The sequence below is a fragment of the Arthrobacter oryzae genome, from assembly GCF_030812315.1.
In the GTDB taxonomy this organism is placed as follows: domain Bacteria; phylum Actinomycetota; class Actinomycetes; order Actinomycetales; family Micrococcaceae; genus Arthrobacter; species Arthrobacter oryzae_B.
Genome location: NZ_JAUSSM010000009.1, coordinates 54,679 through 68,069, shown reverse-complemented (window position 1 = coordinate 68,069; position 13,391 = coordinate 54,679). Strand labels below are relative to the sequence as shown.

The 13,391-nt window shown below is 66.3% G+C and carries 8 protein-coding genes; 5 read left to right on the top strand and 3 right to left on the bottom strand.

The window, feature by feature from the left end; translation table 11 throughout:
* Entirely contained in the window at positions 1-2,082 is a 2,082-nt protein-coding gene (locus tag J2S97_RS17480; RefSeq protein ID WP_307051215.1) for a beta-galactosidase, read from the top strand.
* 99 nt (positions 2,083-2,181) lie between these two features.
* Here J2S97_RS17480 and J2S97_RS17475 read toward each other — a convergent pair whose 3' ends face one another.
* The 3 genes from J2S97_RS17475 to J2S97_RS17465 form a co-directional block, all read right to left on the bottom strand.
* Positions 2,182-3,543, bottom strand: a complete 1,362-nt coding sequence (locus J2S97_RS17475) for an ABC transporter substrate-binding protein (protein ID WP_307051214.1) — start codon at positions 3,541-3,543, stop codon at positions 2,182-2,184.
* Between the two features lie 326 nt (positions 3,544-3,869).
* Complete coding sequence (locus tag J2S97_RS17470; RefSeq protein ID WP_307051213.1) at positions 3,870-4,823, bottom strand: carbohydrate ABC transporter permease; 954 nt, start codon at positions 4,821-4,823, stop codon at positions 3,870-3,872.
* Positions 4,816-5,760 (bottom strand): carbohydrate ABC transporter permease, encoded by a 945-nt coding sequence (locus tag J2S97_RS17465; protein ID WP_307051212.1) that lies wholly within the window; start codon positions 5,758-5,760, stop codon positions 4,816-4,818. Before J2S97_RS17465 ends, J2S97_RS17470 begins: the two co-directional genes overlap by 8 nt.
* Before the next feature lie 647 nt (positions 5,761-6,407).
* Between J2S97_RS17465 and J2S97_RS17460 the strand changes: the two genes are divergently transcribed.
* From J2S97_RS17460 to J2S97_RS17445, 4 genes are all read left to right on the top strand, one after another.
* Positions 6,408-7,313 (top strand): acetylesterase, encoded by a 906-nt coding sequence (locus J2S97_RS17460; RefSeq protein WP_307051211.1) that lies wholly within the window; start codon positions 6,408-6,410, stop codon positions 7,311-7,313.
* Positions 7,310-9,436 (top strand): DUF6807 family protein, encoded by a 2,127-nt coding sequence (locus tag J2S97_RS17455; protein ID WP_307051210.1) that lies wholly within the window; start codon positions 7,310-7,312, stop codon positions 9,434-9,436. The genes J2S97_RS17460 and J2S97_RS17455 overlap by 4 nt, the downstream gene beginning before the upstream one ends.
* Positions 9,433-10,602, top strand: a complete 1,170-nt coding sequence (locus J2S97_RS17450; protein WP_307051209.1) for a M24 family metallopeptidase — start codon at positions 9,433-9,435, stop codon at positions 10,600-10,602. Before J2S97_RS17455 ends, J2S97_RS17450 begins: the two co-directional genes overlap by 4 nt.
* Before the next feature lie 372 nt (positions 10,603-10,974).
* Positions 10,975-13,353: a bifunctional SulP family inorganic anion transporter/carbonic anhydrase gene (locus tag J2S97_RS17445; RefSeq protein WP_307051208.1), complete on the top strand. Its 2,379-nt coding sequence runs from the start codon at positions 10,975-10,977 to the stop codon at positions 13,351-13,353.
* The last annotated feature ends 38 nt before the right edge of the window (positions 13,354-13,391 follow it).

Below are 13,391 nucleotides of genomic sequence, written 5' to 3'. Positions count from 1 at the left end.
ATGACACCCCAGGAAAAATCAACTCCGCCCGCGGTGTGGGCAGGCTTGGAAGGTATCGCCTACGGAGGCGACTACAACCCGGAGCAGTGGCCGGTCAGCGTCCGGATGGAGGACCTGGAACTGATGAAGGAAGCAGGGGTTACCTTCCTCAGCGTGGGCATCTTCTCCTGGGGGCTGCTGGAACCGTCCGAAGGCGAATACGACTTTGGTTGGCTGGACGATGTCCTGGACAACCTGGCGGAGGCAGGCATCAAGGTGGCACTCGCGACCGCCACTGCCGCTCCCCCGGCCTGGCTCGTGCGCAAGCACCCGGAGATCCTCCCGGTCACGGCTGACGGCACCGTGCTGGGGCCGGGCTCACGGCGGCACTACACGCCGTCGTCGGCCGTCTACCGGCGTTACGCGACTGGCATCACCCGGGTGCTGGCCGAGCGTTACAAGGACCATCCGGCCCTGGCGTTGTGGCACGTGGACAACGAACTGGGCTGCCACGTTTCGGAGTTCTACGGGGACGAGGACGCGGCTGCTTTCCGCCTCTGGCTTGGACGGCGCTACGGGAGTATCGAGGCCCTGAATGCGGCGTGGGGAACGGCTTTCTGGTCCCAGCACTACGCTTCGTTCGAGGAAATCCTGCCGCCGCGGGTAGCGCCTTCCACTCTCAACCCGGGCCAGCAGTTGGACTTCCAGCGCTTCAATTCTTGGGCGCTGATGGACTACTACCGCGCCCTGCTCGAGGTCCTGCGCGAGGTGACTCCAGGGGTGCCTGCCACCACCAACCTCATGGTTTCGAGCGCCACGAAGTCCATGGACTATTTCGACTGGGCCAAGGACCTGGATGTGATCGCCAACGACCACTACCTGGTGGCTGCCGATCCGGAACGGCAGATCGAGCTGGCGTTCAGCGCGGACCTCACGCGCGGCGTCGCGGGCGGCAACCCGTGGATCCTCATGGAGCACTCGACGTCGGCAGTGAACTGGCAGCCCCGAAACCAGCCAAAGATGCCCGGTGAAATGCTGCGCAATTCCCTGGCCCACGTGGCCCGCGGCGCGGACGCCGTGATGTTTTTCCAGTGGCGGCAGAGCTTCGCCGGCTCCGAGAAATTCCACTCCGCCATGGTTCCCCACGGCGGGCGCGGCACCCGGGTCTGGCGCGAAGTGGTGGAGCTGGGCGCTTCGCTCAAGAAGCTGGCGCTCCTGCGCGGGTCGCAAGTCGAATCCCGGGCGGCCATCGTGTTCGACTACGAAGCCTGGTGGGCCAGCGAAATCGATTCCCACCCCAGCCAGGACGTCAAATACCTGGACCTGATGCGGGCTTTCCATCGTTCGCTGTTCCTGCGCGGGATCTCTGTGGATTTTGTGCACCCTGCCGCGTCGCTGGAAGGCTACGACCTGGTATTGGTGTGCACTCTCTACAACGTCACAGACGCTGCCGCTGCCAACATCGCTGCGGCCGCCCGGGCCGGGGCCACCGTCCTGATTAGCTACTTCAGCGGGATTGTCGACGAACGGGACCACATCCGGCTCGGCGGCTATCCTGGCGCGTTCCGGGACCTGCTGGGAGTCACAGTGGAGGAATTCCACCCGCTGCTGGCCGGGGCCACCGTCAAACTCAGCGACGGCTTCAGTGACGGGCCCAGCGATGGCGGGGTGGGCTCGGTGTGGAGCGAGCACGTGCACGTGGTGGAGGTTGCTGGGGACACTTCTGCGGGCGTTTCCGGGGACGCGCAGGCCGAGGTCCTCGCGACGTTCACTGAATATCCGCTCGACGCCGTTCCCGCCCTGACCCGCCGCTCCGTGGGCGCGGGTTCGGCCTGGTATTTGGCCACGTTCCCGGACCGGAACGGCGTCGAAGCACTGCTAGACCGCCTGCTCGCTGAATCCGGAGTTGCACCTGTGGCCCACGCGGACCACGGCGTCGAATTGACGCGCCGCCGCGGCGTTGACGGCGGGAGCTTCGTGTTCGCCATCAACCACACGCACGCCGATGCCTCGGTCCGGGTAGCAGGGGCAGAACTGCTTTCGGGCCAGCGGTTCGCGGGCACCGTCCCGGCCGGCGGTGTGGCGGTGATCGCGGAGGACTGAACGGCACGGCGGGCCGGCTCCACCGCAGACAACAAAGGCTTGTCCGCAGATCCTGCCCTACAGGGCCAGGATCTGCGGACAAGCCTGGAATGCCGCTGACTAGCTGCTGATGGCTGACTTCATTTCATCAACGGCCTTCTTGCCGGCCTCCTCAGTGGACAGCCGATCGAACAACACCTCCGAGGTGTAGCGCTTGACGATCTCCTGGATGGCACCAGCGCCCTTCGGCGGCGGTGCCGGAGCCTCGCCGAGCTCGCCCTTGATCTGGTCAATGAACTTGACCACCTTGATGTCGGCGGGGGTCAGCTTGGACTCGATTGCTGCCCGGACATCGGAGTTGGGATAAACACCGCGGTCGGCCAGAAGCGCTTCGCCGGCCTTGGTGTTGTTGGCCAGGAAGTCGATGAACTTGGCCGTTTCTTCCGGGTGCTTGGTGCGTGATGACGCGGACCAGAACTGGGAAGCCTTGTACCAAAGGTTGGCGTCCGCAGAGGTTCCGGTCTTGGACGGGAACCGCAGGATCTGCAGATCACCGCCGGCAGCCTTCTCAAGGGCCGGCAGCTGGTTGGACCACCAGAAGGCCAGTCCGTTCTTGCCGGTAGCCAGGCCACTCTGGTCCAGCGGTGCGGCCTCAGCCTCAACCACCTCGGAGGCGCCGGGTACGGCCTTCTTCTCGCTGAGCTCCTTCAGGAATCCCCACCACTCGGCAATGTCGTTCGGCTCGAAGCCGAGCTTCCCGTCACTCGTGTACAGGGATTTGCCGTTCTGCCGAAGCCAAACACCGAGAGACGCTTCGTCCGTGCCGTAGGCAGCGGCGCCGTAGGTACCCTTCGGCGACTTTGCGGTGACTTCAGCGGCGATGCGTTCGAAGTCTTCCCATGTCCAGGTGCTATCATCGGGCATTTCAACGCCGGCGGCCTTGAAAACGGCCGGGTTCGCCAGGATGGTGGCTGCGTTGATTCCGGCGGCAATGCCAGTCAGGCCGTCCTCGTTCTTGCCGGCGTTAAGGGCGGCTTCATCGAACTTGGACGTGTCGATGTCGTACTTGGAAAGATCCAGCAGGGCGCCGCGGCTGGAGTACTCCGTGATGTACTTTTCGTCCATCTGGATGATGTCCGGTGCGTCGTTGGCGGCAACCTGGGTGGCGAGCTTGTCCCAGTAGCCGCTCCAGTCGCCGAACTCCGGCTTGATCTTGATGTTCGGATTCTCGGCTTCGAAGGCAGCAATCGCGGCCTGTGTCAGCTGCGCACGCTTGTCACCTCCCCACCAGGAGAAACGGAGTTCGACTGTGCCGTCTGCACTCTGCGGAGGGGCTCCCCCGCCGCAGGCACTGAGGGCCAGGACGACGGCGGCAGCTGCGGCGACCGCGCCGGTTCGGCGCAGCCTCCGCCCGGACTGGGCGGACTTTGCCCCCGCTGAGCCGTGACTGGCGGCTGGGGCAGGGCGGGAAAATAGCGGCACTGGGTTCTCCGATCTTCGTTGATCTTGAAAGCTGACTGGGTTCGAAACTGAATGACCTTGAAAGCGTTGAGAAAACGCTTTCTCATAGGTGAGAATACAAGCAAGTTACTTGTAATACAAGATGTTTGACGCGCAAGTTCGGGCCGGGACCAAAGGGCTGGGGCGGAGGGGCAACGAACACCCATCCACCCCAGGAACTGCTAAGAACTGCAAGGAACTGCCAGGAACCAACGGCACCTACCAGGCCTGACCAGGCACCGGACCGGGAACAGCGCGGCCCGGAAACAAGATGGCCAGGAAACGAGATGACCCCGGAACAGCCCGACTTACTTGATGCCCGTGGTCGCGACTCCCTTGATGAGGAAGCGCTGGCCGAAGAGGAACACCAGGAACACCGGCAGAAGGGACACGATGGACATCGCGAAGAGCGAGCCCCAACTGGTCGCGGACTGCGAATCAACAAACGCCCGCAAGGCCACCGGTACGGTGAACATCTCGGGATCCGTCAGGTAGATCAGGGCCCCGAAGAAGTCGTTCCAGGTCCAGATGAACGTGAAGATTGTGGTGGTGGCGAGGGCCGGAACCATCAGCGGCAGGATGACCTGCAGGAAGATGCGCGGGTGGCCGGCGCCGTCGATCCGGGCGGCTTCGTCCAGTTCCTTCGGAAGGCCCCGGATGAACTGCACCATAAGGAACACGAAGAACGCATCAGTTGCCAGGAGCTTCGGCACAATCAGCGGCCAGAAGGTATTCACCCAGCCGATCTGCGAGAACAGGATGTACTGCGGAACGATGATCACGTGGAAGGGCAGCATGATGGTCAGCAGCATGATTCCGAAGAACACCTTCTTGCCGCTGAACTGCAGGCGGGCGAAGGCGTACGCGGCCATCGAGCAGGAGATCAGGTTGCCCAGGATGGAGCCGATCACCACCACCGCGGAATTGAGCATGTAGTGCCCGAAGGGATGGGTCAGTGCGGACCAACCGTCGGTGTAGTTGCCCATCTCCAGGCTGTCCAGCCAGAGTCCGGGTTCGCGGAAGATCAAATCGTTGGGCCGCAGGGAAGAAACCACCATCCACAGCAGCGGGTAGATCATCACGCCGCCGGCAATGATCAGGACGGCGTGCTTTGCGAGGGCTTTGATCCGGGCGCTGCGGCTGAAGGCCAGCGTTCCCCGGGATTCGGGTTTCCTGCTGCCGCCCCTGGGGCTCTTGCCCTTCGTTTTCCCTTCGGAGGACGGCAGTTTCTCCGGAGCCGGCAAGGTCTGTAGTTCAGTCATCGTAGAACACCCAATACTTTGAAGCGATGAAGTTGAAGGCCGTGAAAGCGCCGATGATCACCAACAGGAACCAGGCCATCGCCGAGGCGTACCCCATGTCGAACTGGCCGAACCCCTTCTGGTAGAGGTAGAGCGTGAAGAACATCGTGGAGTCGGACGGTCCGCCGTTGCCTCCCGAGACGATAAACGCCTGGGTGAAGGACTGGAACGAACCGATGATCTGCAGGACGAGGTTGAAGAAGATGATCGGGCTCAGCAGCGGCAACGTGATCCGCCAGAACTTCTGCAGGGTGGTGGCACCGTCAACCTCGGCCGCTTCGTAGTACATGTTGGGAATCTGGCGCAGGCCGGCAAGGAAGATGATCATAGGGCTGCCGAAGGTCCAGACATGGAGCAGGATGATCGAGCCAAGTGACGTGGACGGGTCCGAGATCCAGCCCGGTCCGGTGACCCCGAACATGGCCAGCACCTGGTTCACCAGGCCGGAGGTTCCGAAGATCTGCTTCCAGAGGATGGCGACGGCAACGGAGCCGCCGAGCAGGGACGGCAAGTAGAAAATGGACCGGTAGAACGGCAGGCCACGCAGGCCCTTGTCCAGCACCAGGGCAATCAGCAGCGCGACAGCCAACTGGAGCGGAACCCCGACCAGCACATACGTGAAGGTCACGCGGAGTGAATTGTGGAGCCGTGCATCGCCCAGCATGCGGGTGAAGTTGTCGAGGCCCACCCATTCCGGCGGCTGGAGCAGGTTGTAGTCCGTGAACGACAGGTAGAGGGACATGATCATGGGGCCAACGGTGATGGCCCCGAGACCGATCAGCCATGGCAGCAGGAAGATATAGGCTGCCTTGTTGTCACGGCGGTTAGCGCGTTTCTCCTCGGCTGTGGCCGGCCTTTTGCGCCGGCTGATGGAGGACAGTTCGCCAATAGCGCTCATTGCCTCCCCCTCGGTTGACGGACGCCTGCCGGCGTCCCCGGGTGATGCTGTGCGGCCATGTGGTCTCCTTTGGTCATCGTGGCCTTCCACGGCGTGCTGGTGTGAAGTGCTCTAGCCGACCCGGGCCTGCCGATAAGTTCCGGCACAGCCCGTCTGCCTGGCTTCCGGAGTGACCGGGCCAACAGCGGCTTTGTACCAAAGTAAACGCTTTCTTGACCGCTGTACACCCTTTTGCTAATTTTTGAGAAAGCGTTTTCTGCAATTCGGCCCATTCCGGATCAGAGCAACTGCGAGAGGCAGGACAACGATGTTTGCACCCGGCAGGCCGCACCGATGAAACCGCGCACCGGAGATCCCGGCACGATGGACCCGGCACCACGCCCCGGCGCAATCGGCGGTTACGAAGACTGGCCTTCCTATCTTCGCTCGCATCCGCGCCACATCGCGGAGTCTCCCGCGGGTCAGGAACTGGCAGACGCCCTGGGCGTTCCGTCCGCGCCGGCCAACCCTGGCGCCGTGCCGGAGTCAGCTGCGCTCGAATCGGAGGAGACGCACGACGGCGTCACTACTTCGCGGGTCAGCTGGCAGTTGGGTTTCGGTCCCCGCACCCGCGCCTGGTTCCTGCGCCCGGCCGGCGTGTCCGGCCCTTGCCGGGAGTCCTGGCGCTCCACTGCCATGCCGGCATCAAGTCAGTCGGCGCCGAGCGCCTGGTGGATCCGCGCCTTGTGGATCCGCGCCTCGTGGATCCAGGCCTGGACACATCGGCCCTCCAGCAAAAGCTCTACGGCGGCCGACCCTTTGCCACCTGGCTCGCATCCCGGGGCTTCGCGGTCCTGGCCCATGACACCTTCTCCTGGGGCAGCCGCCGCTTCGACCTGGGCACGCCACCGTGGCGGACAGCCGCCGTCATCGAGGGCCGCAAGGCACTCTGGCGGGAGGCCGGCGTCGTGCCTTCTGAAGCGGATTTGTACGACGCCGCCGCGGCGGCGCACGAGGACACTGTTGCCAAGGCAGCCGGCCTCCTGGGCACGAGCTTCGCCGGAATGGTGGCGCACGACGACCTCGCGGCGCTGCACGTCCTTGCGGGCCTTCCGGGCGTGGATGCCCGTCGGCTGGGCACCGTCGGCTTTTCCGGAGGAGGCGGCCGGTCCCTGATGCTGGCCGCGCTCAGCCCGCTCGTCCGCAGTTTCGCGGTCACGTGCATGATGACCACGTACCGCTCGCTGTTCCCGTCGTACCTGGATGCCCACTCATGGCTCCTGCAGACCCCGGGCCTGCCGCGGCTGGGCGAATATCCCGGGCTCGCAGCGCGCTCGATGGCGGACAACTTCCTGGTGCAGTACGGGCTCGCCGACGAACTGTTCCCGCAGGACGGAATGCGCGACGCCGATGCGCTGCTGGGTGCGCACGATACGTCCGGCCGCTACACCGGCAGCTTCTGGCCGGGCGGGCACGCCTTCACCACGGACATGCAGGAGGAAGCCGCCGACTTCCTGCTCGGGTCCCTCTCCCCAGCCCACCGCGTCTTCGCCCGCCAGAACGGACACTTATGACAGCCGAGACCTTCAGCTCCACCGCGACCAACCAGCGTCAGTGGACACCAACCGGGGCCGCGGCTACCGGCCCCGCACCACGGGTGGCCCTCGTGGGCGCACACGGTTACGGGGCACGTCACCTGGACAATCTGGCCCGGCTTGCCGCGCTGGATCTCGTGGAGCTCGTCGCGGTAGCGGACCCCCGACCGCCGGCGGAAGGCACATTGCCTGACGGGGTTGCGACGTTCCCGTCCCTGGAGGAGCTCCTGGCCGCCGGGACGGCGCCGGACGTCGTCATCCTGGCCACGCCCATCCAGACCCATGCGCCGCTGGCGCTGGCCGCAATCGCTGCCGGGGCTGATGTCTATGTTGAGAAGCCGCCCATGGCGTCCCTGGCCCAGTTAGACGCTGTGCTCGCCGCCGCCCATCAGGCAGGGCGGCTGGTCCAGGTGGGCTTCCAAAGCCTCGGCTCCCATGCCCTGCCGGCCCTGGACCGGCTCGTGGCGTCCGGAGCAATCGGCGAGGTCCGCAGCGTCAGCGCGGTGGGCACGTGGGTGCGCACCAAGGGATACTTCAAGCGTTCGCGGTGGGCGGGCAAACGGAGCCTGGACGGTACGGACGTCGTGGACGGTGTGGCCACCAACGCCCTGGCCCATGCGGTGGCCACCGGGCTGCGGATCGCCGGTGCGGCACTGGCCGCCGACGTCGTATCCGTGGAAACGGACCTGTACCGGGCCCACGCGACCGAGAGCGACGACACGTCGGTGCTCCGCGTGCGCACTGCCGGCGGGGCCGTCCTGCTCTGCGCCCTGACGCTGTGCGCGGACGAACAGACCCCGCCGTCGGTCACGGTCCATGGGACGGTCGGTCGCGCCGAATTCTTCTACACGGAGGACCGGTTGGCGGTCACCACGCCCGGCGGCGAGCGCACCGAGGTGTTCGGCCGCACTGACATGCTGGAAAACCTCCTCGCTGCCCGCCGGTCTCGTGGCGGGGACCACGGGCTGCTGAGTCCGCTGGCAGGCAACGGCGCCTTCATGAAGGTGCTCGAAGCCATCCGGACGGCGGAGCAGCCGCGCGCGATCGGCGCCGGGCATGTCACCTGGGAAGGCGAGGGCGACGACGCGCACCCCGTTGTCCACGGAATCCGCCAGCTGGTACGCAGGGCCGCGGCGGCGCAGGCCACCTTTGCGGAGCTCGGCGTGCCGTGGGCATGTGACCTGACCCGTGAGCTGCCCGCTGCCGGGGAATCCACTGCCGGCGCCCAGGCTCCGTTCATAGTGAACGGGAAAGTGGTGGCGAGGCCGGCAGACGGCAGCCGGATCATGCCCACCTCATCGCCCCGCCCGTACCTTCACCCGGTCAGCACCTTGGCAGGCACCGTAGTGACGGACCATCTGCCCGAGGACCACGTGTGGCACCTTGGCGCGGGGGTCGCCATCCAGGACGTGGACGGCGTTAACTTCTGGGGCGGACGCACGTTCACCCGCGACGCCGGCGCCTACGCCTGGCGGAAGGACCACGGACGGATCGTCACGCTCGCGGTCGAAAACGAGGGTGGTTCCCGGACTGAAACCCTGGCCTGGCTGGCACCGGACGGGTCTCCCCTCCTCAACGAACGGCGAACGTGGAGCTGGGCCGCCGTCGCCGCCTCCACGTGGCGGCTCACCCTCGACTTCGAAATCACCCCGTCCGGCCCGGACCCGGTCAAACTCGGCAGCCCGGGCTCGAACGGCCGGCCGCAGGGCGGCTACGGCGGCTTCTTCTGGCGCCTGCCTCCCGTCGACGGGGCCGCTGTGTGGACCGCGTCCGCGGACGGGGAGGACGCCGTGCACGGCTCGGTCCCCTCCCCCGCGGCGCCCTGGCTGGCATGGTCCGGCAGCTTCAGGAACGGAGAGGCCGACGGCGGTCCGGCCACCCTTGTCTTCCTGCCCGGCACCGGCGCAGAGCAGCCGGGGGATCCCTGGTTCGTCCGCATGGCTGGGTATCCCGGCGTCGGACTGTCCCTGGCGTGGGAGCAGGCAGCAACAACCAGCCACGCCCGCCCGCTTCACCGAACCGTCACGGTGCTGGTGGCCGACGGCCTCCTGTCCACTGCCGACATCGAACAGCTCATCACTACATTGGGGGAATCCAAATGAACACCGCTACCCAACAGGCACAGCAGGAACCGGACGCCGCAGCAGAAGGAGCTGCAACAGCCGCCTTCCCTCCCGTCCTACAGGCAACGGCGAACGGGGCAGCACCGGGGAACCCGGCCGACCGCGCCGTGAAGCGGCGGCGCGTCCTGGACATCCTGGATGCCGCGGGCCGGGATTCGCTGCTGCTCACCACGAACACAGCACTGACCTGGTACCTGGACGGGAGCCGGGTCCACATCAGCCTCGCCGGCGACCCCATCGCCGCCATGCTGGTTGACCGCGACGGCGACCACCTGGTCACCTTCACGAACGAGGCCGCCCGGATCGCGGCGGAGGAGCTGCCCGACGGCGTCGCCCTCCACACCGTGCCCTGGCACGGACAGCTGCATGCCGCCGCAGCCATGCTCGCCCCCGGCGGGAAACCGCTGGCGGAAGCCGATGTCGCCGCCGAACTCAGGGCCGCCCGCCAGGAGTTCCTGCCGGGCGAGAGCGCCCGGTACGCCAGGCTCTGCGCCGAGGCGGCTGCCGCGATGACCGACGTCCTATCCGGGGCCACGCCGGAAACCACGGAGTTCGGTGTGGCCTCTGCCTTGGCCGCGCGGATCGTGGCGATGGGGGCCGAGCCGCTGGTGCTTCTCTGCAACGGCGCGGGCCGCACCGAGTTCCGGCACCCGCTGCCTACCCACGCACCGCTCGGACGGCGGGCAATGGCGGTGGTGTGCGCGCGGCGCAACGGGCTGGTGGCCAACGTGACCCGCTGGGTGCGGTTCGACGCCGGGGCGCCTGCAGAGCGCGACGCCGAAGCCCGGATTGCCGCTGTGGAGGCGGACATCTTTGACGCCACGGTTCCCGGTGCCCGGCTGGACGGCATCTTCGCGGAAATCCAGGAAGCCTACCCCCGGCACGGTTTCGGCGCAGGCCAATGGACCCTCCACCACCAAGGCGGCCCGGCCGGCTATGCAGGCCGCGATCCCCGGGCCACGCCCGCCACTGACGACACCGTGGTCCGCAACCAGACCTTCACCTGGAACCCCTCGGGGCCGGGAGTGAAGATCGAGGACACGGTGCAGCTGACGGAGTCGGGCATCACCACCCTGACGGTGGATCCGCGCTGGCCGACCGCCGTCGTGAACGGCATCCCCCGGCCGCTGACCCTTCAGCTGTGAGCGCTCGCTTCCCAGCACCCGCACAGCATCGCACAGACCCAAACCACCGCCGCAATACGGAGTCACTGGTATAGACCGGCAGGCGCTTTCGGGAGAAAGCCGCAGAAAATTTTCCGCCTTGGATGCCGATTCGATGCCCCATCGAATGGATTTGACTTGAAAACCAAGTCTGATTCGGTGGGGCATCGCATCGCTCCCTGTCATAGGGAAACAGATGGCACCGCGTTCCCCTGCAACCGGTTAGTTGAGCCTCCGTTACGTTGCCTGGAGCGGGTTTTTGGCGTGTTTTATCTCACCACCAGTTCCCTTGCGGGCTGAACCGGGGCGTCAATAGCGTGGCACGGGACCGCGACGTACCAGCGAAGGACTGCAATGCCATCTGCACCCGCCAAGACGGACCCGCATGCCCCGACTGCCCAGGAGTCCGCCACTCTCCGGCAAGGTCCGCCGGAACCACCCGACCCCCAGAGCGTCCGGACGTTCCTGACAGCAGGACTCCGTTGGGACTTGCCGGCTTCCCTGGTGGTCTTCCTGGTGGCTGTCCCGCTTTCTTTAGGTATTGCGGCCGCCTCCGGCGCCCCCGTCATGGCCGGCCTGATCGCCGCCGCCGTGGGCGGGATCGTGGCCGGCAGCCTCGGCGGTTCACCCCTTCAGGTCAGCGGACCCGCCGCGGGCCTGACCGTGATCGTAGCGGGGCTGATCGAACAGTTCGGCTGGCCGGTCACCTGCGCCATCACGGCCGCGGCCGGTGTGCTCCAGGCTCTGCTTGGTCTGGCTCGGGTGGGCCGCGTCGCGCTGTCCATCGCACCGGTGGTGGTCCACGCCATGCTTGCCGGCATCGGCATCACCATCGTGCTGCAGCAACTGCACGTGATGCTCGGCGCTGAGTCTGCCAGTGAGGCCTGGGAGAACATCATGACCATGCCGGGCAGCATTTTCGCCGCGGATATCGCCGCCGCTGTCCTTGGCGCCATTGTCATTGCGCTGCTGCTGGGCTGGAAGCACCTGCCCGCAGCGATCCGGCGGGTTCCCGGACCCTTGGTTGCCGTCATCGTCGCAACGGCGCTTTCCCTGCCGTTCAACGTCGACAGGATTACGTTCGACGGTTCCCTGCTTGGCGCGCTGTCGTTTCCGGAGCTCCCTGACGGAAACTGGACCGCGGTGGTCATTGGCGTGGTGACCATCGCGCTGATTGCCAGTGTTGAATCGCTGCTCTCCGCCGTGGCCGTTGACAAGATGCACCACGGGAAACGGACGGACTTCAACCGCGAGCTCCTGGGCCAGGGTGCAGCCAATGTGACCTCCGGGATGCTGGGCGGCCTGCCCGTCACCGGAGTGATCGTGCGGAGCGCCACCAACCTCGAGGCAGGCGCCCGGACACGCAAGTCGGCCGTGCTGCACGGCATCTGGGTGCTGGTCTTCTCGCTGCTGCTGGCGGGCCTGATCCAGCTCATTCCGCAGGCTGTCCTCGCTGGCCTGCTGATTGTGATCGGCTCCCGCCTGGTCAGGCCGGCCGACATCAAGACGGCCCGACGGACCGGAGACCTGACGGTCTACGCTGTGACGCTGTTCTGCGTGGTGTTCATCAACCTGCTCGCAGGTGTCCTGACCGGCCTGGTCCTTGCCATCGCACTCGTTGTTTGGCGTGTGGCGCGGGCCAGCATCCACGCAGAACCCGTGGGGACCGACGGCGGGAACCGATGGCGCGTTGTCATCGACGGATCGTGCAGCTTCCTTTCGCTCCCGCGCCTGAGCACTGTGCTGGCCTCGGTTCCGGCGGGCGCGCACGTCACGGTTGAGCTGGAGGTCGATTTCCTGGACCATCCTGTCCACGACACCTTGGACGCCTGGCGCAACCGGCATGTAGTCAACGGCGGCACGGTGGTCATCGAGGAAAGCGGCACGGCAACGCTCTACGATGCCCAGGCCGGTCCCCCGAGCCGCGGCAGTTCCCGTTCGGCTCTTCGGAGCGGATTCGCCCCGTGGCGCAGCTGGCAGCGGCGTCTCCTGCCGGGGCATGCGCCCGCGGGTCCGGAAGTACCCGCGCCGCTGCGCTCGGTCCTGACCGGAGTGGACAACTACCACCGGCGGAACGCCCACCTGGTGCGTCCGCATGTGCAGGAGCTGTCCTCGTTCCAGGACCCGGGCACACTCTTCGTTGCCTGCTCGGATTCCCGCGTGGTGCCGAACCTGATCACCAGCAGCGGTCCCGGTGATCTGTTCACCGTCCGGAATGTTGGCAACGTGGTGGGCGGCAACGGCCGCGACGCGTCCATTGAGGCAGCCCTGGAATTTGCCCTCAGCGAGCTGTCCGTGGAATCGATCGTGGTCTGCGGGCACTCTGGCTGCGGCGCCATGACCGCGCTGTGGGCCGATCCGGACGGCTCGGGCACTGTGGTTGAGTCCGGTTCCGGCTCGGGCGCAGGGACGGATGCGGGTCCCGATGCAGGCCGGAGGGGTGCCATCGACGTCTGGCTCGACCACGCACGGCCAAGCCTGGCCGCCTTCCGCGAAGGGCATCCGGTTCAGGCGGCAGCGGCTGATGCGGGGTACGGCGCCGTCGACCAGTTGGCGATGGTCAACGTCGCAGTCCAGCTGGACAGGCTCGAGCGCCACCCCGGCCTTCAGGAATCATTGAAGGCCGGACGCGTGCACGCCGTGGGGCTCTTCTATGACATCTCCACGGCGCGGGTCCTGCAGATCACGCCAGAGGGCATCAGCCATCTGGACCCCGCCGCGCTCAAACACTAGGCAGTCAACCGCCCGGCGGTCACCTGCTCCTCGGCCTG